The sequence below is a fragment of the Ruegeria sp. CG1 genome, assembly GCF_056537265.1.
In genome coordinates this window covers 290,888-313,300 of the sequence record NZ_JBQFRF010000003.1, presented here as the reverse complement: position 1 = coordinate 313,300, position 22,413 = coordinate 290,888, and the positions used below count along the sequence as shown (strand labels likewise).

Sequence of the window (22,413 nt, the reverse complement as noted above, 5' to 3'; positions counted from 1 at the left end):
CCCCGCGAAGTCAAGCGCTTGTATCAGGCGACGTCGCTCAGCACGCGTGCCAGTTCAAACAGGCGGCGACGCTGGTTTTCCGGGATCGCATAATACGAGCGAACAAGATCAAGCGCTTCTTTGTCACCCATCAAATCCGCAGGAACCGATTTCTTGTCTGCATCCGACTTCTGAGCCTCTTCAAGACCCTCGAAGAAAAAGCTAACGGGAACATCCAACGCTTCGGCAATGTCCCACAAACGCGATGCGCTTATACGGTTGGCCCCTGTTTCGTATTTTTGGATTTGTTGAAACTTGATACCAACTTGCTGCGCCAACTGCTGCTGAGTCATGCCAATCAGCCAGCGGCGATGCCGGACGCGTTTGCCCACATGGACATCGACGTGATGGGTCATTGGTAGTCTCCTTTACACAAACACCTGTCCGGGAAACCGCGACAGCAGCCATCGCCGCTTAGTTAGCGGGTCGCTGCTTAAGAACTCCCTAATTCGGATCGTGCCCCCCGAACAGCACCATAGAACAATATTGCCGCAATCCGTTATTTTTTCAAGCTGGTTGAATCAGAGAATTCGAACAGTGGTTTGTGGTTGTACGGCCAGCATAGAGATTAATAGTTTCCAAATGGGAAACAGTTGATCCACCCTATTCAGTTTAACGCTGTGAAGATTGCGAATGGAATTGACAAACGGCCAAGCCAAACGGCCTATGGCGACAAAAGAGCGGAGACCAATGATGCAGGCATTTCGTATCGAGACCAAAGGGGCACCCGCTCAGCTATGCGAAACACGCGAAGTACCGCTGCAAGAGAACCAAGTTCGTATCGCAATCCGCGCCTGCGGCCTGAACTTTGCAGACCTTCTGATGCAGAAAGGCACGTATCAGGACACCCCCGAAGCACCGTTTACGCTGGGCATGGAGATTGCGGGGATTGTCACCGAAATTGGAAACAATGCTGCGCATTTGAAGTTGGGTGATCGTGTTGCAGTCTATTCGGGTCAAGGCGGCCTGGCCGAATCAGGCGTTTTTGATGCGGACCGGGCAATTCCCCTTCCAGATTCCATGAGTTTCGAAGACGCGGCCGCGATCCAAATTGCCTATGGCACCAGCCATATTGCTCTTGCGCACCGGGCGCGACTGCAATCGGGCGAGACCCTACTGGTCACCGGTGCTGCCGGTGGCGTGGGATTGACCGCAGTTGAAATCGGAAAACTGATGGGTGCGACAGTCATCGCCCAAGCCCGCGGGCAGGACAAATTGGCCGTGGCACAAAAAGCTGGTGCAGACCATCTGCTTGACGCAAGCGAAGACTTGCGCGACCGCGTTCTCGCTCTGGGTGGTGCTGACGTTGTCTACGATGCAATTGGTGGTGATGTCTTCAAGGCCGCCTTCCGCGCAACCAACCCTGAGGGTCGCTTATTACCGATCGGATTTGCCGGAGGTGAGGTGCCACAGGTTCCAGCCAATCGTCTTTTGGTCAAGAACCTGACCGTGATCGGCGTATATATCGGCGGCTATCTGAATTTCCGGCCCGAGATCGTGCACGACAGCTTCAGCACCTTGTTCCGCTGGCACTCAGAGGGCCGGATAAAGCCTCATATCAGCCACGTCCTGCCCTTGCAGGACGCAGCAAAAGGTTTGGAACTGCTGCGCGATCGCAAATCCACCGGCAAAGTGGTGATCCGCGTCAACTCGCCACTTTAAGCGGCTGCGCCGTTGGATGATTGAAATTTTGGCGCAGTAGGTTCGCAAGCTCTGATACGTATTCCTCACGTACCCGCTCGGCACCATAAAGGTTTATGAACTGCACGGGCAAATCCGGCAGCACCCCGGCATGGTCAATCAGTTCCTGATGGCTCGGCTGGGTGCCTTCCAGCAAAACTCCCACAGCCAGATCAGCGCTGACGGTGGCTTCAACGGTGCGGTCGGAATCGCTGTCGATGCTCATATCCCATTCGATTCCCGCATCATCCAGCGCCGCTGTCGCAACCGGACGGAAAATGCAATTCCGGCAAAACCCCAGCCGCAAAGGCTTTTGGCGCCAGGCAGATCCGTTCAGCGCGCCAACCCAACGCAAAGGCATATGGTGCAGGGTTTCGGCACCTTCGCCCGCACCCGATTCCGTAGTCACAATCAGATCGAAGCTTCCGCGTGCGAACTCTTCTTTCAAGTGCCGCGTGTTGGAAGTGACCAAGTTCACGCTGACCCGAGGAAAGCTGGCATTGAAACGCTTCAACACGCGCGGGATGAACGGATGAACGACGTCATGCGGTACGCCTAGCACGACCTCGCCCTCAAACGCCTGATCCGTCAACCGCCCGATTACCTCATCATTCAACGCAATCATCCGCCGTGCGTATGCCAGCAATTGCTCTCCGGACGCCGTTAGCGCGATGGTTCGACCGGACCGATCCAGTAATTCCAGCCCCAAAAGCTCTTCCAGCCGCTTGAGCTGCATAGAGACTGCAGATTGCGTGAGGTGAAGAAATCCAGCGGCACGTGTCACGCCACCATGATCAGCAACAGCTACGAAAGACCGCAATGTAGTGATGTCCAGATTTCGCATGTTCAAGATTCCTTATGAGACTCGTCATAAACATTCATTTCCAAAATATGTCAGACTACTCCATATAGATCAAGGAAATTGATTGAAGCGCTGGGTTTCATCAAACAATCAGGAAAGGGCAATGATCATGACCCATATAGCCATCTCAACTCATCGTCGCATCAAGCGTAAGGTGATTGGTGCTCGGATACTTGACCTGTTTAACCTCGCTCGTCAGCGGCGCGCCCTCGCCCAGCTTGATGATGATGCACTGAATGACATCGGCGTTTCACGCAAAGACGCGCGTAACGAAGCAGAGCGCCCGTTCTGGGACGCGCCCGACAGCTGGCACAAACATCTGTATTAATTCGAAAATACCGGCGGCTTGAGGGATTTGGCGACCAAGCCGCCGGTTTTTTGGCGACAGTTGCAAAAATTGCCGACAGTTTTGCTGAGTTTCAGGCTTAAAACCCTTGAAACGAGGGCCACACTCTCCGATATTTACCGGGAAACCGGCTCGCATCCGTGGGCTGCGAACAGAATATTGAAGGGAGACCCCTATATGGCACAATTCGACACGATCCGGACGGCGTCCGGCGCTCGCGCTGCCGAGATAGACGAGGGCCTGCGCGCCCATATGAACAAAGTCTACGGCACGATGTCCGTAGGCATGCTGATCACATTTGCCGTGGCATGGGCCGTGGGCTCGAGCCCGCAACTGCTGTCGATCTTCCGTGATCCGGTCACGCTGAGCCCCAATATCCTGGGCTGGATCGTGATGTTTGCACCTTTGGCGATGGTGTTTGGCTTTGGCGCTGCGATCAACCGGCTGTCTGCATCTGGCGCACAGCTGTTTTTCTATGCATTTGCAGCCGTCATGGGCCTGTCGCTGAGCTGGATTTTCGTAGCATTCACCGGCATTTCGATCGCGCAGGTGTTCCTGGTGACTTCGATCGCGTTTGCAGGTCTTTCGCTGTACGGTTATGTGACCAAGAAAGACCTTTCGGGCATGGGCACCTTCCTGATGATGGGTGTGATTGGCCTGATCGTTGCGATGGTCATCAACATCTTCCTGCAATCACCAGCGATCATGTTCGCAGTGTCGATCCTGGGTGTGCTGATCTTTGCCGGCCTGACCGCCTATGACACGCAGAAGATCAAAACCACCTATCTGCAGATGGCTCATGCGGGCGATCAGGAATGGCTTGGCAAAGCGGCGATCATGGGTGCTTTGAACCTGTATCTGGACTTCATCAACATGTTCATGTTCCTGCTGCAACTACTGGGCAACAGAGAATAAAACCGCTTCCAACAGAATACAGAAAGCCCCGCTTGGCACTTTGCTAAGCGGGGCTTTTTTTATGTTGCTCTTCAAAAGCCAATACCAAGCCTTGGTGAATTCGCATGATGTTCCGACCAGTTTATTTTGCCTCCACAAATTTTACACGCCCTCATAGCCGGATAGTCGCCCGTATTTACGCATAGTCCTCATGCTCAATTCACCGATTCCCATCAAAGCTCCGCGAACAATGATCAGCCTGCAGTTACTGTAGCAGTCGGCAGTCAACCATGTTGGCGCAACCCTAATTTTGCACCACTCTGAAAGCCGCGTTTGCAAGTTTGCATATGCGTTCATCAGCGCCTTTCGCCATTGGAACGTTCGTGTACTTGGTCGATCCAATCAAAGAATTTCATAATTTTGATTGCCGAAACCGGTTTCGGAGAAAACAAATAGAAGAATGATGACGAATCCAACTCTCCAGCAACCGCAGTCTCGCCCCCGGAGTCATTCTGGCCCCGGCAGGGTAAAACTGGATCAATTGGCCGATCATCTTGGGCTTTCTAAGAGCACGGTGTCCCGCGCCCTGAATGGATATACCGACATCTCGGAATCCACGAGAAAGCGCGTTGAAACCACGGCGCGAAAGATGGGCTATCGCCCACTCAGCCATGCGCAGGCGATACGAACCGGGCGGGTGCGCGCCATTGCCATGGTCATCAACAGCGAAGAACCAGACCGGCATAATCCATTTCTTCAGGATTTTCTGGCCGGAGCATGCGAAGCGGCGAGCGCATCCGACTGGACGATGACGATTTCTACGGCGAAGTCCGAAAAAGATATGCTTGATGTATTGGGGCGGCTTGTCGAAGAGCGCAAAGCCGATGGATTCATTCTGCCCCGGACCGAGGTCGACGATGCGAGGGTGAAATACCTGCAAGAGTTGAAGGTTCCCTTCATCATGTATGGCCGCACGGGGTATGGGCAGGCGGACTTGCAGGATGAGACATCCTGGTTCGACATTTCGGGTGAATCTGCAACCCGTGATGCGGTTGGTCGGCTCGTCGATTTTGGCCATACACGTATCGGATATGTCGGTAGCGATCCGAAATTCAACTACAGCCATCTGCGCCGTGACGGTTATCTTGAAGGTCTCAAGATCGCGGCCTTGCCTGCCGATCCCGAGTTGATCCGGGAAGGTGCTCGTACGCGCGAGGAGGGTGCGGTTGAGGCACGCGCGCTTTTGACGCTGAATCACCCACCTACTGCAATAGTATTTGCAACGGATCTGGCTGCGCTGGGGTGTTACTCGGTCTGTACAGAACTGGGCCTCGAGGTCGGGCAAGATGTATCAATTCTGGGATATGACGGCATCCCTGAATGCCAATATGTCAGCCCTGGTCTTACCACGTTCAGCGTCGATTCTAAGCGGGCAGGAGAACGCCTTGCGACGATGCTGATCAGTCAGACTCGCGGTGAAGCGCCCGCAGATCTGCGTGAGATTGGTGAGGCCGTTCTGATCGAACGCAATTCCGACGGGCCACCAAGCGTTACAGCCGAGGAACTGGCCCGAAAAATTCAACTTTCAAAAGATCATAACCGGGGAGGAAACCGACTATGAAACTTGCACCTGTAGCATCGCGAATGATGCTTGGAACATCGCTTGCGCTAGTATTGGCGGCGATGTCCGCTCAGGCGGATACGATCCGCTTCTGGACCACCGAAGAACAGCCCGAGCGGCTGGCCAAGCAACAGGAAATGGCTGACCAGTTCAAGGCTGAAACCGGCACCACGGTCGAGGTTATCCCGGTCACCGAAAGTGATCTGGGTACACGCGCCACAGCAGCATTTGCCGCCGGAGACCTGCCAGATGTGGTCTATCATCCGCTGCAATATGCCCTGCCATGGGCCGAAGCGGGCATTCTGGATACCGAAGCCGCCACCGAAGTGATCGAAGAACTGGGCGCCGACACCTTCGCCCCCGGCGCGCTTGGTATGGCGGCGTTCAATGACGAAACCGCGTCGGTACCGGTCGATGGATGGACCCAAATGGTTGTCTACCGCAAAGACCTGTTTGATGAAGCGGGCCTTGAGGCCCCGAACTCATTCGCCAACGTCGTTGCTGCGCTGGAGCAGTTGCACAACCCGCCCGAGATGTACGGTTTCGTTGCTGCAACCAAAGTTGATGAAAACTTCATGAGTCAGGTTTTGGAACATGTGTTCCTCGCCAATGGCGTGACCCCTGTTGGCGCGGACGGATTCCAGCCGCTGGATGAAGCCAAGACCATAGAGGTATTGGATTTCTACAAGGCGATCTCGAAAGCCTCGCCCCCGGGTGAGCTATTCTGGAAACAATCGCGCGAGCTGTATTTTGATGGCAAAGCAGCGATGATCATCTGGTCGCCCTTCATCCTTGACGAACTGGCCGGTCTGCGCGACAGCGCCCCGCCGACGATCAACGATGATCCGACCTCACGCGATCTGGCCTCGAAGACTGGTATCGTCACTAACTTCTCGGGCCCATCGAACCCAGATGGCGCGGCTTGGGGTGACGTTCGTTACTTTGGCATCACCAACGACGCCGACACCGACGCGGCGATGGAGTTCGTGAAATTCGCCATGGATGACGGCTATACTCAAACACTGGCCATCGCACCCGAGGGCAAGTTCCCGGTCCGTCGCGGTAATGCTGACAACCCGACCGCGTTCTCGGAAGCATGGGCAGAGCTGCCTGTTGGCGTGGACCGCAAAGCCCCGTTGGGCGAACTGTATGATCAGGCGATGATCGATGAGATCGTCGGCGGTCTGGACGTGGCGCAGCGCTGGGGCGTTGCTGAAGGCCAGCTGGCTTTGGCGTCCAAAATGATCAACAGCCAGGCAATTAACCGGGTCGTGCGCCAATATATCGACGATGAAATCGATGCCGCCGCTGCAGTGGCCGCAATGAACGACGAGCTCGCGAAGGTTCAGTAACCTTGTGACACATGCAGCGGCGATTACGCCGCTGCACCCAACCCTTCGAGGTATCCCATGTCTTCGGCCACCCCACCGACCGGAACCGGGGCGCTAGCCAAACGCGAGGCGCGTCTGGCCTGGACGCTGCTGGCTCCGACAGTGATCAGTGTATCGCTTGTGGTGATCCTGCCCTTGCTGGCGATCTTTTGGATCAGTTTCAAGCCCTTCACCCTGTCTGACCTTCGTCCGCCTGCACCTGTGGTGCGTGAAAGCTTGCGCGGATCTGGCGAGGATCAGCGGATTGAATACCGCGTCCGCAACTCAAGTCAGGACATCGCCGTTGTCGGCGTCACCCTGACAGATGTTCTACCGGACGGCGTGACGGCGCGCGAAGTTGCAAGTCCCTGTGTTCTGGACGGGCAAAACCTGTTCTGCGATTTCGGCACACTGGAAGGCGGTCAACGCGAACGCATCCGTATTCCGGTCACATTGGACGGAGATCCGGACGCTTTCGAAGAGCTGCTCGAAGGATCAGAGCCCGGCGTGACCGGTAGCGGACCCAGCGTCCTGACCAACCTTGAATTCAGTCTGGAAAACTACGCCCGTGTCTTTGATGGAGACGAGTTCTGGGGCGTGCTGTGGGTCACGTTGTTCTACACCGTGGTCGGCACCATTGGAGCTTTGGTGATGGGCCTGTTTGCAGCCTTGTTGCTGAACAAAAGCTTCAAAGGGCAAGGGTTCATACGCGGCCTCTATCTGTTCCCCTATGTGGCGCCAGTCATCGCTGTGGCCTTCACATGGGTCACCTTGTTCGACCCGTTCTCAGGTTCTGCCAACGCATTGTTGGTGCAGATGGGACTAAGCAGTGAACCGATCAACTTCTTCGGGGAACGCCCTTTGGCGCTGATCATGGTCACAGTGTTCGAGATCTGGCGCTATTTCCCGCTGTCCTTCCTGTTCATTCTGGCGAGGATGCAATCCATCGACTCTAGCATGTATGAAGCAGCGGATATGGATGGAGCCTCACCATTCCAGAAGTTCTGGCTGCTGAGCATCCCGCAACTGCTGGGCATCCTGTCGGTACTGTTCCTGCTGCGTTTCATTTGGACGTTCAACAAGTTCGACGACATCTTCCTGCTGACCGGCGGCAATGCCGGCACCCGTACTCTGACTGTAAATGTCTATGAACAGGCCTTTGCGGTTTCGAACATCGGCGCAGGCGCAGCGGTGGCCGTTGTGATCCTGATGTGCCTGATTGCCTTCAGCTTCGTCTTCTTCCGCTTCATCAGCCGTGAGGAGGGTTTGTGATGCGCAAAGGGTATATAACCGCCCCGATTCTAGGCGCGCTCTGGCTGGTGGTGATCGCCACAACAGTCGCCATCACCATGTCATTCTCGACCGGGGCTGCGTTCCGGCCACAGGTCTTGCTCTGCTTGATATGGGGGGCTGTTGCCGGTCTGGTGTATGTCCGCTTCCCGGCGCAACGCGCACCGGCCCGACTGGGTGTTTCCGCCTTGTTAGGCCTGTCTTGCCAGACCGGAGTCGGGCCTGTCCTGATCGGCTCTGACACATCCCTGCAGGCAATACTGGTCACCGTGGTAGCGATGGCAGTCGTGATGCACCTATCCGTTGCCGCAATCCTGAAAGAGACACCGTTCGGCGAGCTCACCCGCCACGAGTACGAAGAGGCCGTGATCCGGTTCTGCACGGGCTTTGGCTATATCTTCTTCACGGCGATCGTGATCATCCCGTTCTATGTGATGGTGATGACCAGCCTGAAGTCGCAACAGGCCCTGTTGCAGAACCCGCTGGATTTCTCGGTAGATCTATCACAAGGCACCGCGCTGTTTCGCAGCTATACCGAACTGTTTCGCGATTTCAACTTCGGCACCTATCTTTGGACCTCGCTCTACGTCTCGGTCCTGACGGTCTTTATCACCCTGCTGTTCAGCGTCCCCGGAGCCTATGCGGTGGCGCGGTTCCGTTTCTCGGGGCAAAAGGCGTTCTCACGCTCGATCCTGCTGATCTACATGGTGCCGATGATCGTCCTGGCGCTGCCGATCTATATCGCGTTCTCGCTGACCGGCTTGCGCAACTCGATCCTTGGCATCGTCATGATCTACCCGGTCACGACGATCCCAGTCGCGCTGTACATGCTGCAAGGATATTTCCGTGGCTTGCCGACTGAGGTGGAAGAGGCCGGTCTCATGGATGGGCTGTCGCGGCTGGCAGTGATTTGGAAGATTACGCTGCCGCTTAGCCTGCCTGCGCTGGCGTCGGTCTCGCTCTACGTCTTTATGATCGCTTGGAACGAGTTCCTGCTGGCCTTCATGCTGCTGGACGACCCTTCGAAATTTACCCTGACCCGAGGCGTCACGATGCTGAACTCCTCGGAGATTCCCCGACAACACCTGATGGCGGGTGCGGTGATCGCCACCGTTCCGATCATGGCGCTGTTCCTGGGACTTGAACGTTTCATGACTAAGGGCCTGACTGCGGGGTCCGTCAAAGGATGACTGAGATGAACCAACATACAAACCCCGACCGCGAGGCGCGCAACATTCTGGTTACCAATGATCGCGGCGGCTACACCATCCCGACCGAAGGGCTTTACCCCTATCAATGGAATTGGGACAGCGCGATTGCGGCGCTTGGCTTTGCCGAGTTCGACATTGATCGAGCCTGGGTGGAACTTGAAACACTGTTCTCGGGCCAGTGGGACGATGGAATGGTGCCGCATATCCTGTTCCACAAACAGGATGACGGATACTACCCCGGCCCGGATGTCTGGGGTGGCCACGGGCCGATCCCGTCCTCTGGCATCATTCAGCCCCCGGTGGCTGCAACTGTGGCGCGGAAGATCTGGGAAAAAGATGGCGATGCAGGCGCGGACCGCGTTCGCGCGCTTTTCCCATCTCTGCTGGCGTGGCATCGCTGGATCATGAGATGGCGACTCGACGAACACGGCGCGGTCTGCACCACGCATCCGTGGGAAGCTGGTCGCGACAATGCACCGGACTGGGACAAAGCAATGGAGGGCGTAGATCCCACAGGTGTCGGAGACTACCAGCGTCGTGACACAAGCCACGTCAACAGTGCAGACCGACCGACCAAATACGACTATGACCGCTATATCAAATTGGTTCAGATCGGCTGCCAGGCCGACTGGGATCAACAGAAGTTGCTGAGCCTGAATCCCTTCCGAGTCGCAGATCCGACGATGACATTTATCGCTCTGCGCGCCGCACGCGATCTGCAGGAGATCAGCGAAAGGCTTGGAATTGCTGCGGATGGACTAAGTAGCGACATTCAAAGGCTCGAAGCGGGCGCGCGATCTTTGTGGAACGAAACGCTGAGCTCGTTCGACTCGCGTGATGCGCTGACTGGTGATTGGGCCGGAAGCATCTCTAACGCGTCGTATCTTTGCTGGTTTGGGGGACTTGACTCACAGCACATGCTGGAGCGCCTGCGGGCGACGCTTGCAAAAGTACCCTTTCCAGTTCCCAGCTATGACCCCGCGATGCCCAACTTCGACCAACGCAGGTACTGGAGGGGTCCCACTTGGGGGTTCATGAATATGCTGATCGGGTTTGGATTGGCGGATATGGGGCACCTCGAAGAAGCCGAGGCACTGCGCCAGAAAACGTCGCAGCTGATCGCAACAAACGGCTTCGCTGAATACTACGATCCTCTGACCGGCAGCCCTGCCGGAGGGAATTCATTCACCTGGACAGCCGCGGTTTGGCTGCATTGGGCAGGGAGGAACTAATGGGCAGCATCGAACTAAAATCCGTCGAAAAGTGGTTTGGCTCGGCCCAGGTCATCAAAGGCGTTGACCTAATGATTGATGAAGGTGAATTCATCGTCTTCGTCGGTCCGTCGGGCTGTGGAAAATCCACCCTGCTTCGCATGATCGGTGGGCTTGAAGATATCTCGCGCGGATCGCTACTAATCAACGGCAATGATGTCACGGATCACCCACCCTCCAAGCGGGGTCTGACGATGGTGTTCCAGTCCTATGCGCTTTATCCCCACCTGACGGTCGCCGAAAATATGGGGTTCTCACTTAAGGTCGCGGGTGTTCCGAAGGCCGAGATAGCAGAGCAGGTCAATAAAGCCGCCGAGGTTCTCAAGCTGGGACCTTTTCTGGAACGTCGCCCCAAGGACCTGTCCGGTGGACAGCGGCAGCGCGTTGCCATTGGTCGTTCTATCGTGCGCGACCCGACGGCGTTTCTGTTCGATGAACCGCTTTCGAATCTTGACGCAGCGCTTCGTGTCGAAATGCGTTACGAAATCGCGAAACTTCATCAGAACCTAAAGCGCACTATGATCTACGTGACGCACGATCAGGTTGAAGCGATGACATTGGCCGACCGCATCGTCGTGCTTGAGTACGGCAAGATCGCGCAAGTCGGCACACCCCGCGAGCTTTACGAACGCCCTGCCAACCTGTTTGTCGCACAGTTCATTGGCAGCCCCAAAATGAACATATTGCCGTGCACGACTCAGAACGATGGCTACACTTTGGAACATGGCAGAGGCGGCGACTTCGCGCGCTCGGGTGTAGCAAGCAAACTCGGCATTCGCCCCGAACACATCGATGTTGTATCATCGGGCGATGGGCAATGTGATGGCATCATCGAGGTGATTGAGTATCTGGGGGCAGATACCTTCCTGATCGTGGATTGCGGCGCCGAAGAGAAGGTTACCGTGCGCCTGAATGGGGACACCGCTCTAAAGCCTGGGGCAAAGATCGGCCTGCATTTTCCCACCGACAAACTTCATTTCTTTGACGAGAATGGGCAGGCATTGGTAGAACAATGAACGTTGCTTCCTATCAGTTGAGGTTAAACAGTTCTGCTGATCGGGGCTGAGTTTCACCACTGACTATTCTTTGGCGGTGAGGCGAAATAGAGAACACGCATAGCGCTTGCTTGGATGCCAACGGATGGCGGGGGCCTCTGAACTCGCGTGATCATCGTCCGGTGTGTCACATGGATTGAATGACCGCTGCTGGGTTTGGGCCCTTGCTCAGCGCCTCGTAAGACTTGCAGAAACACTGAAACTAGAAAGCCCCCGCCAATGGCGGGGGCTTTTACTTAGATTGTGTAAGCTAAATTAACGGCAGTTCAGTGGCACTGCAAAACCCGAACTGCGCTCGGACGAACCTTTGCGGTATACATCACCCGCGGGCAAACATCCGGTAAAGCGTTCCGTTTGAGCGCCAAAGGCCGAGCCCACCGATGTATCAACTTTGGTGGAGTTGTTTTCCGTACGCAGGACGCCGAACAACTGACCGTTTACACTGACATTGCTCAGGTACAGATTGGTATCACTGCCAGTGAGTTGAACTGAATTCGCATCTGAGCGACCGCCATTATCGATAGCGACACCCGCGATCTTTTCAAGCTCGGCTTTGTCCGATGTAACCTGGACCGTTGGTAGCTTGGCCAGTTCCGCCGGGATGTTGGTTTCTGGCGGCAAAAAGGCTACGGCGCCTTTTACATCCGACACTGTGCGCGGTTCACCATCAATCCCGGTGAAACCAACACCTTCGCGGTTAAAGGGGTCTTCGCAGGCTGACAATGTCAGAACAGCAAGAGCGGGCAACAAGATTTTTTTCATGGCGGTCAACATTTTGGAAAGGGTTGCTGAAGCGTAGCGGCAGGGGATTAGAAAAAGCAAGCCGCTGAGATTCAGAACACCCAAACCTCTGATGCGCCCCTGCAACGCCCCCGCTTGGTTTAGGCCGACCAAGAGATACCCCAAAACAATACAAAAAAGGACCCTGCATGGCAGAGTCCTTCTTCAAAAAGTATGTCAGAGGGCAGATTACTTGATCTTGCCTTCTTTGTACTCGACATGCTTCCGAGCGACCGGATCGTATTTACGAATGGTCATTTTCTCGGTCATGGTGCGCGCGTTCTTCTTGGTCACGTAGAAGTGGCCCGTGCCCGCGGTCGAGTTCAGACGGATCTTGATTGTCGTCGGCTTCGCCATGGTTATCTCCTGCGTCCGAAAAGGCAGGGGCCTTTCGGTTGAATCCTTATGAGCGTGCGCTTTTAACCGCTCATGCGCCCAAGTCAACCGGATTCGCCGCGTTGGGGGAACAATTCCTGACACGGCTTCAAGAGCAGTCGATTTGGAACGCTCACGATTCTGTGATAGTGTCGCCGGAACCTTCGAAGCCCGTTTTGCGGACTTAGGTAATACCGGGCTGGATGTAAATTCCGGCAGACAACACCGCTCACAACTATAGCAACGCCCGGCTGTCTATTTGGCCGGGTCTTTTCCGGTTTGCGCGCAATCCTGCACGCGACACGGCCAAGGAGTCGGCCGCTTTTAGCGCTCCGAATAAACTGCAACCAAGGGAGAGAAATATGCCTGTTTTCATTACCTATGCGTCTTATTCGCAAGATGGGGTCAAAGGAATGTTGGCAAAACCGGAAGATCGCACCGGTCCCGTCAAGGTCTTGCTTGAGAAAGCAGGCGGCAGACTGATCTCATTTTATATAACCACTGGAGGCAATGATGTCGTCGTTATCAGCGAACTGCCTGAAGGCAGTGATGCTGTGGCAATTGGCATGGCCGTCGCGGGCACGGGTGCGGTTTCGAGGATCGAGACCGTTCGCGCATGGTCGGCGCAGGAATTTGTTGCCGTCGCCGAAAAAGCTGCAGCACTTGGCGGCACCTACACACCTCCGGGCGGGTAACAGGAGATGCGCGGAGGGCCTGTAAGCCGGATCCTGTTCCAGGGTTGCCCCCTTCGATGACCATTCCTCTAGGCCGTGCATTGCTGCGCGGCTCGAGCTGCCAACCCGGTCCCTCTCGGCCAAGGCGTGCCTAGCGGCGGTATCGGTTTGCACCGACCGGCCCGCGCGGGGACCCTATTCGGCATTGCTCCCGGTGGGGCTTGCCGTGCCGCCACTGTTGCCAGCGGCGCGGTGGGCTCTTACCCCACCGTTTCACCCTTGCCACACGTGTGTGGCGGTCTGATTTCTGTGGCGCTTTCCGTCGGGTTTCCCCGCCCGGGCGTTACCCGGCACCGTTGCCTTGTGGAGTCCGGACTTTCCTCTCGGGCCTAACGACCCCAGCGGCCATCCGGCCCTCCGCGCGTGGGTTGGGTAGGCTCTGTGCGTGATGGCGTCAAGAGGGGTTGGGGTGGTGAAGGGGCCAGCCCCTTCTTGGCCTACGGCCAATTCATCCCCGAGATATTTTTGGCCAGATGAAGGGCGGATCAGGTCGATTTTGGGAGCGGACAGAGGGCTATGAGATCATCGGGGTGCAAGGGGCCTGAGGCCCACGGGCGATAGCGCAGGCGTGTGGAATTTAGGAGCGTCTTCTCCTCGCTTGTCGCTGTGTAGCCCCGGTTCTGCGCCAGCTCGCGGAAGTTGACGTTCGGTTCGAGGGCAGTACCACGCCGAGCGGCAAGGCGCTGGTGTTCCAGCCTTTGCCAGTCGAACCGAGGGCCGGGGTCGGACTTGCGGCCCGGTGCCATGTCGGAATGCCCGATCACACCCTCTGGCGCGATGGTCCAACGCTGCATGAGTTCGGGCAAAAGCTGTTCCAATACACGCATTTGGGGTTCGGCAAACGGGTGATCTCCGCCATTGTCCAGCTCGATCCCGATCGAGCGGGAGTTTATGTCGGCTTGCCCTTGCCACTCCCCTGCCCCGGCGTGCCAAGCGCGATCTTCCTCTCGGACAAGCTGCCAGAGCGCACCGTCGCGACCGATCAGGTAGTGGGCGGAGACCTCGGGACCCGGATCGCAGAGACGTTCAAGCGCGGCAGCAGCGCTCTCCATTGCAGTGTAGTGCAGCACGATCAGCTCGGGTGACAGCCCATCCCGGCGGGGGCCGAAATTGGGCGATGGGTGCCAGATGGGGGAGAGCTTAGTTGTTGACGGCACTGCGGAACGGGCTGGGGTCCCAGCCGCAGGCGTAACCGTCGCCGTCCGGATCCAGCCCTTTGCGGTCACGCTGGGGGCCTCCATTCGACAGAAACTCAATCTGCGCCTGATCAGGAGATGCGAACTGAGCGCAGTTGCGCTGTGCCTTGGCCTGCAGGTTAAATCCGGCTCGGCTGTACAACTGGGTACCGATGGGGTTCGAAGTGCTCAGGGCGTATTGCACGATATTGGGTTGCCCGTCAGAGCCGCGCTCGGGCACGGCAGTAGGGGCGACGACCTCGTAAGACTGCCGATTCTGTTCGATACGAGCAGCGTCGGCATCGATACTGCGACGGTTTGAGACAGCCTCAAAATCCTGCTCATCAGAGATACTTGGGTTGTTTGTTGCAGTCAGAGGCGCGACGCGCGTCTCTTGACCCGACGTATTCGCCAAGGCAATGGCCGTCTGGTTGGCGATGTCAGAGGCGTCGCCTGTTGGTACGGCACCAACAGCCCCCTGCGCCGAGAGCGGCTGTTCGGAAACCGCCTCGGGTGGTGCAAGCGGATTACCGGCAAGACCCTGCCCGGCCAGTTCGGCCTCGCGCTGCGCCTGATATTCCGGCGTATTGAAACCGGTACCCGAAACAGGGGTAACGGTATCACATGCCGCGATCAGCCCAAGGGCCGGGATCAGAAGCAATTTGCGCATTTGGCTGCTCCGGTTCTTTATTGCCGTGTCAGGATTGAGGATTACCACCATTTTCCGGGCTTGGCCACAAACCCAGCCGCACTCTCTAGCGCGTAGGCGGTGTTGAGCAGATCGCCTTCCTCCCACGGACGGCCGATCAGCTGCAGACCCAACGGAAGGCCCTGTTTGTCCAGACCAGCAGGCACCGAAATACCGGGCAGGCCAGCGAGGTTCACTGTCACGGTGAACACATCGTTCAGGTACATCTGAACAGGATCAGCCTCGGTCATCTCGCCCAGACCGAACGAGGCCGACGGCGTTGCCGGGGTCAGGATCGCATCAACGCCTGCAGCAAAGACATCTTCGAAGTCCTTCTTGATCAGGGTACGGACCTTGCGGGCGCGGTTGTAGTAGGCGTCATAGAAGCCTGCAGACAGCACGTAGGTGCCGATCATCACCCGGCGCTGGACCTCATGGCCGAAGCCTTCGGCGCGGGTTTTTTCGTACATCTCTGTGATGCCATCGCCCTGAGCCAACTGCGCTCGGCGGCCATACCGGACACCGTCATAGCGGGCGAGGTTCGACGACGCCTCGGCAGGAGCAATCACGTAATAGGCAGGCAGCGCGTATTTAGTATGCGGCAGCGAGATATCGACGATTTCGGCGCCCGCGTCTTTCAGCATAGCGGTGCCATCGGCCCAAAGCTTTTCAATCTCGGCAGGCATGCCGTCCATGCGGTATTCCTTCGGGATACCGATTTTCTTGCCTTTGATATCGCCGGTCAGCATCGCCTCGAAATTTGGCACGGCCAGCTCGGCGCTGGTGGAATCCTTGGGGTCATGACCGCACATGGTTTCCAGCATGATCGCTGCGTCACGGACGTTCTTGGTCATCGGACCGGCCTGATCCAGAGAAGAGGCGAAGGCCACAATGCCCCAGCGCGAGCAACGACCATAGGTTGGCTTGATGCCGGTGATACCGACAAAAGCAGCAGGCTGGCGGATCGAACCGCCGGTATCGGTACCGGTCGCGGCCAGACACAGGTCAGCCGAGACAGCCGAGGCTGAGCCACCGGACGAGCCGCCGGGTGTCAGCTGTGCATCGTCATTGCCGCGCCGCCACGGGCTGACCGCATTGCCGTAAACGGATGTTTCATTAGACGAACCCATCGCGAACTCGTCCATGTTCAGCTTGCCCAGCATCACAGCACCAGCATCCGCCAATTGTTGCGACACGGTGGATTCGTATTCGGGCTTGAACCCCTCGAGAATTTTCGAGGCCGCTTGCGAGGGCACGCCCTTAGTGCAAAACAGGTCCTTGATACCGATCGGCAGGCCGCACATCGAAGGCGCGTCGCCGCCTTTGATCCGCTCATCCGCCGCCTTGGCGCGCTCCAACGCGATCTCGGGCGTCTTGTGGACAAACGCGTTCAGCGCGTCGGCTTCGTCAATGGCCTTGAGGCAGGCCTCGGTCAGTTCGACCGAGGTCACTTCTTTGGCACGCAGCGCGTCGCGGGCCTCGGCCAGGCCCAGTTTGTTCAGTTCGCTCATGACTTACTCCACAACTTTTGGAACAGCAAAGAACCCTTCGCGCGCATCGGGGGCGTTGGATAGGACCTTGTCCTGCTGGTTTCCATCGGTGACCACGTCCTGACGACGCTTCAGGCGCATCGGCTCGACCGAGACCATCGGCTCGACGCCTTCGACATCCACTTCGTTCAGTTGCTCGATAAACCCGAGGATATTGTTGAACTCGGACGCCAGCGCAGGCAGCGCATCATCCTCGACCTTGATCCGGGCCAGTTTGGCCACCTTGGCGGCGGTGCTTTGGTCAATCGACATCGGAAACCCTCATCTACGTTAGGGGGCGTTTACCTGCCTGCCGCAACACTCGCAAGAGCGGCAGACGGGGATTCAAACCCAATATCGCCAGCTGCCATGCATATTTGAATGGCTGATATGCAAATAAGTAAACCGATTAGTTCAGTTTTGCCATTGAAAAAATGAACCGAACAGTTCACCTCAATATCGTGACGCAACGAGAAATCGGAGACACCTCATGAAAACCCTTCTTCCCGCCTTCATATTGTCCGCTCTGGTTCTGACCTCGCCCGCCCTGGCTTTGGGTATCGATATGAACAATCTGACCCGAAACCTTAGCTTCCCCGCGCCTGTTTCGGAGCCCGTGACGAGGGACCACACCCAGGCAGGCAAATAACCCTGACCTGCGCGCCGGATCGGTACGCCCCCTCCCGATCCGGCGCTTTTTACAATTGACTGCTGCACCCATTCCAACAACTCGTTAGCATGGTCTTGGATCAAACGCCGAACCACCCGTCAGGTGCAGTTCAGGCGAGCTAACGGAGCAGAGAATGAGCACACGCAAGCAAACCGTTCTGGACGCAATTGACGCAGCAAATGCGCAAGACCCTAATATAGAGGACGGCCAGCCGGTCGAGCTGCTTTATGGCCAACGCATGAGCACCGAGCTGGATCGGCTATTTCCCGATGCGTCGGATGCTTTACAGATCGCCGCACGTGGTCAGCATGTCGAACGCTGGAAGCTAAAGCGCACTGAATACCCCGAAGGACGTGCAGGGTATCTGGCCTGGAGGAAGGCGCAAGGCGTATATCACGCTGACGTTGTGCAAGGATTCATGGAACAGGCTGAATATGGTGCGGACGATATAGAAGCCGTCGGGCAAATGCTGCGCAAACAGGGGATCAAGCGCAATGCCGAGGTACAGGCGCTTGAGGACGTGATCTGTTTCGTTTTTCTGAAATGGTACTTTGAACCTTTTGCCGCCAAGCACTCCGCCGAAAAAATCCAGCGCATTGTTAAAAAAACGGCTTTCAAGATGTCAGCCGAAGGCCGCGCGCGCGTATTGGCTGAATTTGATCTGCCCGAGGCTTTGGCTGCTGCGTTCAGGGATTAACCAATCAGGATGATGCTTCGGTGGTTCTGATCAATGTCCTGATCCTGCAGCCACCGCAGCTCCGGCAGGTGGATTTCGGATCGCCCGCAGATAAACCTCAATCATCCAGCCCAGCATAACTGCATTCAGAATGTGCCACATAAAATGCGTCCCCGTTGGCAGATACCCGCAAATTGGAGTGTCCAGTGATCGAAAGGTGATCGAGGTGATCAGGACAGTTGCTCCTATTGTCAGCCCACGCGCAGTGTCCGGGGCTTTCCGGCGCAACAGGACCGCATAAATCAGAATCAATAGAGGAACTGGGGCGTATGCCGCCGAGCCACCAAGCCCAGGCACCAACTGGAATAGCGGGATCGTCAGCGCCACGTATGGAAAGAACAGCGCGGTCAAACCCAGCGCGTATCTGTTGCTCAGCCGCCAGACATCGCGATTCACTGCGTAGATGTAAACGAGGATGTACAGCAGAATTGGCGTCACATCCAAGATCGCCGCCCAAACCTGCGCATGGGTATGGAACAGATAGCTGCCAATTCCGATCATCGCCAATATGACAACCAAAGCCATCGCCAAAGGTGCGCCCCGCCCGCGCGCCCTTTGCCACATCACAAATGCAGCAATAAGAAAGGCCGCATTGGTAATCGCGTTTATCGGCTCGGCCCAATACGCGGGTGAGAGCCTCTCACAATATCCATCAACATACTGCGTCCAATCCATAGATTTTTACATAGCCGATGCTAGGCTAACTCCAAGCGGAAAATGGGAGGATTCTCTATGGATATCATTTGGCTGGGACATGGCAGCTTTCGCATCGAAACAGCAGGACAAGTTCTATTGATCGATCCCTGGCTGACGGGCAACCCGTCTTTGCCCGAAGATCAGCATGACGCAGCCGTTGCGGGCGCGACGCATATCCTGCTGACTCATACTCATTTCGATCATGTCGTCGATGTGCTGCCGCTGGCCAAACATCTAAACGTGCCCGTGGTCGGGCAATACGACCTGATGGGCTACTGGGCCGAGGCTGAAGGTATTGAAACGGTCGGATTCAACAAGGGTGGCACTGTTGACCTAAACGGTGTCAAATTAACGATGGTGCCTGCGTCGCACAGCTCGACCTTCTCGACGCCTGATGGTCTTCGCACGGGTGGAACCGAGGTCGGCTATATGATCGCGTCCGAGGACCGTATGCTCTATTTCTCTGGCGATACCGACATTATGGCCGACATGGAGTGGATGGGTGATTATTACAAACCCGATATCGGCATCCTTTCGGCAGGCGGCCACTTTACCATGGACATGAAGGGCACTGCCTATGCTGCCAAGCGGTATTTCAATTTCAAGACAGTGATCCCGTGCCATTACAAGACCTTTCCGATTCTCGCGCGATCGGCTCAGGAATTGGCTGACGGGTTACCCGGTGTCGATGTAATCGAGCCCGAGGTCATGCAGGCGATTTCTCTCTGATGCCCGCGTCGGATTTCAGCGCGCAGGAATACGCTGACCGCATTCACAAGACCCGTTCTGCGATGGATCAACAGGGTATCGAGACCATGTTGATCACGGACCCATCGAACATGGCGTGGCTCACCGGTTATGACGGTTGGAGCTTTTACGTACCGCAGATGGTCATCCTGCCCGCCAGCGGATCGCCCCTTTGGTGGGGCAGAACGCAGGACAAGGCGGGGGCTGCGCAGACCACCTGGCTGGACCAGATGGACCTGCTGGACTGGCCCGAAGAGCATGTGCAACACCCGGACCACCATCCGGTCGACGCGCTCGTCCTTGCGTTGCGGGATCGCGGCTGGACCTCTGGTATCGGCGTGGAGATGGACAACTATTATTACTCAGCCGCCAGTCACCGCATCCTCGAACGCGCCTTCGGTGCATTGATTGATGCCACAGGGCTTGTGAATTGGAAGCGCGCCGTAAAAAGCGATGCCGAGATCGCAATGATGCGCAAGGCGGGTCAGCTGACCGCACATATGCACGGTGTTCTGCGTGACGCATATCGCGAAGGATTGCCCAAAAACCAACTTGTCGCCGAAGTGCAGGCGGCAGGCATCGCCGGACTGCCCGGCCTAGCCGGAGATTACCCTGCTATCGTGCCGATTGCACCCTCCGGTCGTGAGGCTTCTGCCTCGCACATTACTTGGAACGACCGACCTCTGGCGCGGGATGAGGCGACCTATTTCGAAATCTCCGGCTGCTATCGACGCTATCACTGCCCCGCCAGTCGCAGCCTGTTTCTGGGTGATCCCCCGGATGATATCCGCCGGGCCGAAGCCGCCGTTCTAACCGCTATCGACGACACAATGACCGCCGCACGCCCTGGCATCACCTGCGAAGAGGTCGCGGCTTGTGTCTATGACAGTTTCGCCCGCGCGGGGTATGTCAAAGCCAACCGCACCGGCTATCCCATCGGGCTCAGCTATCCGCCCGACTGGGGCGAGCGCACCATGAGCCTGCGACCCGGTGACACGACGGAATTGCAAGAGAATATGACCTTTCACCTAATGCCCGGCCTCTGGACCCCAGACTGGGGACTGGCGATTACCGAAAGCTTTGTGGTGACGTCAGATGGGGGCAAGCCCCTGGCTGATATCCCACGTGAAATGGTCGTAAAAACTTAACCGCGCTGCGCCGCGAAGAAGCGTTTCAGCAGCGCGGCAGCCTCTTCGGCGGCAATGCCGTCATAGACCTCGGGTCGATGGTGGGCCTGTGGGTGTGAAAACACGCGCGCGCCATGCGCGACACCGCCAGATTTCGGATCGGAAGCGCCGTAGTAGATGCGCCGGATGCGGGCTGCGGCCAGCGCTGCGGCGCACATGGCACAAGGCTCAAGGGTTACGTAAAGGTCATGATCGGGTAAACGCTCGGACCCGGCCGCGGCACATGCGGCGCGCAGAGCCAGAATCTCAGCATGGGCAGTGGGGTCATTCAACTCGCGGGTGCGGTTCCCATCTGCGGCCACCACCTGCCCGTCGGGCGCGACGATCACCGCGCCGACCGGCACTTCACCTCGGTCTGCTGCCGCCTGTGCCTGTTCCAGCGCCTGTTTCATGTGGGATCTGAACTTCATGCCTCTGACTGCCTCAGAAACCCGTCTTTCGCAAGCCGCCGGGATGGGTTATGGCCGGAGGATGACCAATACCCCTCCTCCCGGCGACCGGATCGCCAAAGTGCTGGCCCGCGCCGGTGTCGCCTCGCGCCGCGAAGCTGAACGCATGATCGAAGCCGGACGTGTGACCGTGAATGGCAAGGCGATCAACAGCCCTGCGCTGAACGTAACCGCCAAGGACAGGATTACCGTCGATGGTAAACCAGTATCCGAGCCCGAGCCATCACGCCTGTGGCTCTATCACAAGCCACCGGGACTAGTGACGACGGCGCGTGACGAAAAAGGCCGCAAGACGATTTTTGACGACCTGCCCGAGGATATGCCCCGGGTCATGAGCGTCGGGCGACTCGATCTGAACTCGGAAGGATTGCTACTGCTGACTAATGATGGCGGCATCAAGCGCAAGCTGGAACTACCCTCAACTGGATGGCTGCGCAAATACCGGGTGCGGGTAAATGGACGCCCCAAAGACGAGGATTTCGAACCGCTGCGCAAAGGCCTGGTAATCGATGGTGAACGGTTTCAGCCCATGACCGTGACACTGGACCGTCAACAGGGCGCGAACGCTTGGCTGACCATCGGCCTGCGCGAAGGCAAGAATCGCGAAATCCGCCGCGCTATCGAAGATATCGGTTATGTGGTGAACAGGCTTTTGCGGGTTTCTTACGGCCCATTCCAACTGGGCAACCTGAAACCCGGCGAGGTTGAAGAAATCCGCCGCCGTGTCATGCGCGACCAACTGGGGCTGGATGCTGAGGATAGCGGAATACCCCCGGCCAAACGCCCTGCTCGACCGCAGCGCAAAAGACCAGCAATCGGCAAGAAACCTCGCAAGTGACGCGGGTTATTCAACCTTCCCCCTAGCGCCAAGCCCTCGTATCGCCTAAATTTTCCCTGATGGTCACAGTTGGGGGGCGCTATGTCCGGGACCGGAGTACAAAAATTGGCCTATGCGGCCCTGTTGGTGCTGTTGTTCGGCGTCTGCACCGGTCTGTTGGGGGGCCTGTA

At 57.0% G+C, this 22,413-nt stretch carries 25 protein-coding genes and 1 other RNA gene; 15 read left to right on the top strand and 11 right to left on the bottom strand.

What is annotated here, in order from left to right; genetic code table 11:
* Positions 1 to 23: 23 nt before the first annotated feature.
* The gene (locus ACR0AU_RS11075) at positions 24 to 395 is read right to left on the bottom strand and encodes a helix-turn-helix domain-containing protein (protein ID WP_170343628.1); all 372 of its coding nucleotides are present in this window, start codon (positions 393 to 395) and stop codon (positions 24 to 26) included.
* A 337-nt stretch (positions 396 to 732) separates the two neighbouring features.
* Here ACR0AU_RS11075 and ACR0AU_RS11070 point away from each other — a divergent pair, with 337 nt between their 5' ends.
* Positions 733 to 1,701, top strand: coding sequence for an NADPH:quinone oxidoreductase family protein (locus tag ACR0AU_RS11070; RefSeq protein WP_480795676.1), 969 nt, complete (start codon positions 733 to 735; stop codon positions 1,699 to 1,701).
* Here ACR0AU_RS11070 and ACR0AU_RS11065 read toward each other — a convergent pair.
* Positions 1,685 to 2,563 carry a LysR family transcriptional regulator gene (locus tag ACR0AU_RS11065; RefSeq protein ID WP_170392200.1) on the bottom strand — a complete coding sequence of 293 codons (879 nt, stop codon included), beginning with the start codon at positions 2,561 to 2,563 and terminating at the stop codon, positions 1,685 to 1,687. The two genes, ACR0AU_RS11070 and ACR0AU_RS11065, sit on opposite strands and share 17 nt — an antisense overlap.
* A 127-nt stretch (positions 2,564 to 2,690) precedes the next feature.
* Between ACR0AU_RS11065 and ACR0AU_RS11060 the strand changes: the two genes are divergently transcribed.
* The 8 genes from ACR0AU_RS11060 to ACR0AU_RS11025 all read left to right on the top strand — a co-directional run bounded on the left by ACR0AU_RS11060 (position 2,691) and on the right by ACR0AU_RS11025 (position 11,600).
* Positions 2,691 to 2,909: a DUF1127 domain-containing protein gene (locus ACR0AU_RS11060; protein ID WP_480763120.1), complete on the top strand. Its 219-nt coding sequence runs from the start codon at positions 2,691 to 2,693 to the stop codon at positions 2,907 to 2,909.
* 195 nt (positions 2,910 to 3,104) lie between these two features.
* On the top strand, positions 3,105 to 3,842 hold the full coding sequence (locus tag ACR0AU_RS11055) for a Bax inhibitor-1/YccA family protein (RefSeq protein WP_010441904.1): 738 nt from the start codon (positions 3,105 to 3,107) through the stop codon (positions 3,840 to 3,842).
* A 439-nt stretch (positions 3,843 to 4,281) separates the two neighbouring features.
* A complete protein-coding gene (locus tag ACR0AU_RS11050; protein WP_480795675.1) occupies positions 4,282 to 5,442 on the top strand; it encodes a LacI family DNA-binding transcriptional regulator in 1,161 nt (386 codons plus the stop codon).
* On the top strand, positions 5,439 to 6,794 hold the full coding sequence (locus tag ACR0AU_RS11045; protein WP_170625244.1) for an extracellular solute-binding protein: 1,356 nt from the start codon (positions 5,439 to 5,441) through the stop codon (positions 6,792 to 6,794). The genes ACR0AU_RS11050 and ACR0AU_RS11045 overlap by 4 nt, the downstream gene beginning before the upstream one ends.
* Before the next feature lie 57 nt (positions 6,795 to 6,851).
* A complete protein-coding gene (locus tag ACR0AU_RS11040) occupies positions 6,852 to 8,084 on the top strand; it encodes a carbohydrate ABC transporter permease (RefSeq protein WP_170732960.1) in 1,233 nt (410 codons plus the stop codon).
* On the top strand, positions 8,084 to 9,292 hold the full coding sequence (locus ACR0AU_RS11035; protein WP_170732961.1) for a carbohydrate ABC transporter permease: 1,209 nt from the start codon (positions 8,084 to 8,086) through the stop codon (positions 9,290 to 9,292). Before ACR0AU_RS11040 ends, ACR0AU_RS11035 begins: the two co-directional genes overlap by 1 nt.
* 5 nt (positions 9,293 to 9,297) lie before the next feature.
* Complete coding sequence (locus ACR0AU_RS11030; protein WP_480795674.1) at positions 9,298 to 10,545, top strand: MGH1-like glycoside hydrolase domain-containing protein; 1,248 nt, start codon at positions 9,298 to 9,300, stop codon at positions 10,543 to 10,545.
* A complete protein-coding gene (locus ACR0AU_RS11025; RefSeq protein ID WP_170392212.1) occupies positions 10,545 to 11,600 on the top strand; it encodes an ABC transporter ATP-binding protein in 1,056 nt (351 codons plus the stop codon). The genes ACR0AU_RS11030 and ACR0AU_RS11025 overlap by 1 nt, the downstream gene beginning before the upstream one ends.
* Positions 11,601 to 11,894: 294 nt before the next feature.
* On the opposite strand, the gene ACR0AU_RS11020 is transcribed toward ACR0AU_RS11025, so the two are convergent.
* Together ACR0AU_RS11020 and rpmG are read right to left on the bottom strand one after the other, a co-directional pair.
* A complete protein-coding gene (locus tag ACR0AU_RS11020) occupies positions 11,895 to 12,401 on the bottom strand; it encodes a membrane lipoprotein lipid attachment site-containing protein (RefSeq protein ID WP_170392214.1) in 507 nt (168 codons plus the stop codon).
* Positions 12,402 to 12,608: 207 nt separating this feature from the next.
* Positions 12,609 to 12,776: a 50S ribosomal protein L33 gene (gene rpmG / locus ACR0AU_RS11015; RefSeq protein ID WP_010441901.1), complete on the bottom strand. Its 168-nt coding sequence runs from the start codon at positions 12,774 to 12,776 to the stop codon at positions 12,609 to 12,611.
* 380 nt (positions 12,777 to 13,156) lie between these two features.
* Here rpmG and ACR0AU_RS11010 point away from each other — a divergent pair, with 380 nt between their 5' ends.
* Positions 13,157 to 13,489, top strand: a complete 333-nt coding sequence (locus tag ACR0AU_RS11010; RefSeq protein ID WP_170732963.1) for a GYD domain-containing protein — start codon at positions 13,157 to 13,159, stop codon at positions 13,487 to 13,489.
* A 6-nt stretch (positions 13,490 to 13,495) separates the two neighbouring features.
* Here ACR0AU_RS11010 and rnpB read toward each other — a convergent pair.
* The 5 genes from rnpB to gatC all read right to left on the bottom strand — a co-directional run bounded on the left by rnpB (position 13,496) and on the right by gatC (position 17,193).
* Positions 13,496 to 13,889: RNase P RNA component class A (rnpB, locus tag ACR0AU_RS11005), an RNA gene on the bottom strand.
* 124 nt (positions 13,890 to 14,013) lie between these two features.
* Complete coding sequence (locus ACR0AU_RS11000; RefSeq protein ID WP_480795673.1) at positions 14,014 to 14,685, bottom strand: N-acetylmuramoyl-L-alanine amidase; 672 nt, start codon at positions 14,683 to 14,685, stop codon at positions 14,014 to 14,016.
* Positions 14,669 to 15,373: an excalibur calcium-binding domain-containing protein gene (locus ACR0AU_RS10995; protein WP_170512388.1), complete on the bottom strand. Its 705-nt coding sequence runs from the start codon at positions 15,371 to 15,373 to the stop codon at positions 14,669 to 14,671. The genes ACR0AU_RS11000 and ACR0AU_RS10995 overlap by 17 nt, the downstream gene beginning before the upstream one ends.
* A gap of 41 nt (positions 15,374 to 15,414) precedes the next feature.
* Positions 15,415 to 16,902 (bottom strand): Asp-tRNA(Asn)/Glu-tRNA(Gln) amidotransferase subunit GatA, encoded by a 1,488-nt coding sequence (gene gatA, locus ACR0AU_RS10990; RefSeq protein WP_480752401.1) that lies wholly within the window; start codon positions 16,900 to 16,902, stop codon positions 15,415 to 15,417.
* 3 nt (positions 16,903 to 16,905) lie between these two features.
* Positions 16,906 to 17,193: an Asp-tRNA(Asn)/Glu-tRNA(Gln) amidotransferase subunit GatC gene (gatC, locus tag ACR0AU_RS10985; RefSeq protein WP_170392224.1), complete on the bottom strand. Its 288-nt coding sequence runs from the start codon at positions 17,191 to 17,193 to the stop codon at positions 16,906 to 16,908.
* A 217-nt stretch (positions 17,194 to 17,410) separates the two neighbouring features.
* Here gatC and ACR0AU_RS10980 point away from each other — a divergent pair, with 217 nt between their 5' ends.
* Complete coding sequence (locus tag ACR0AU_RS10980) at positions 17,411 to 17,569, top strand: hypothetical protein (RefSeq protein ID WP_170401611.1); 159 nt, start codon at positions 17,411 to 17,413, stop codon at positions 17,567 to 17,569.
* Positions 17,570 to 17,723: 154 nt separating this feature from the next.
* Positions 17,724 to 18,287, top strand: a complete 564-nt coding sequence (locus tag ACR0AU_RS10975) for a DUF4202 domain-containing protein (protein WP_170732966.1) — start codon at positions 17,724 to 17,726, stop codon at positions 18,285 to 18,287.
* Positions 18,288 to 18,317: 30 nt separating this feature from the next.
* Here ACR0AU_RS10975 and ACR0AU_RS10970 read toward each other — a convergent pair whose 3' ends face one another.
* The gene (locus tag ACR0AU_RS10970; protein ID WP_170401615.1) at positions 18,318 to 19,001 is read right to left on the bottom strand and encodes a ceramidase domain-containing protein; all 684 of its coding nucleotides are present in this window, start codon (positions 18,999 to 19,001) and stop codon (positions 18,318 to 18,320) included.
* Positions 19,002 to 19,058: 57 nt separating this feature from the next.
* Between ACR0AU_RS10970 and ACR0AU_RS10965 the strand changes: the two genes are divergently transcribed.
* Positions 19,059 to 19,751: a metal-dependent hydrolase gene (locus tag ACR0AU_RS10965; protein WP_170732967.1), complete on the top strand. Its 693-nt coding sequence runs from the start codon at positions 19,059 to 19,061 to the stop codon at positions 19,749 to 19,751.
* Positions 19,751 to 20,917, top strand: a complete 1,167-nt coding sequence (locus ACR0AU_RS10960; protein ID WP_480795672.1) for a M24 family metallopeptidase — start codon at positions 19,751 to 19,753, stop codon at positions 20,915 to 20,917. The genes ACR0AU_RS10965 and ACR0AU_RS10960 overlap by 1 nt, the downstream gene beginning before the upstream one ends.
* Here ACR0AU_RS10960 and ACR0AU_RS10955 read toward each other — a convergent pair.
* Positions 20,914 to 21,366: a nucleoside deaminase gene (locus ACR0AU_RS10955; RefSeq protein ID WP_170420696.1), complete on the bottom strand. Its 453-nt coding sequence runs from the start codon at positions 21,364 to 21,366 to the stop codon at positions 20,914 to 20,916. The genes ACR0AU_RS10960 and ACR0AU_RS10955 overlap by 4 nt on opposite strands.
* On the opposite strand from ACR0AU_RS10955, the gene ACR0AU_RS10950 reads away from it, so the two are divergent.
* Entirely contained in the window at positions 21,365 to 22,243 is an 879-nt protein-coding gene (locus tag ACR0AU_RS10950; protein ID WP_170401625.1) for a pseudouridine synthase, read from the top strand. The two genes, ACR0AU_RS10955 and ACR0AU_RS10950, sit on opposite strands and share 2 nt — an antisense overlap.
* Positions 22,244 to 22,413: the final 170 nt, after the last annotated feature.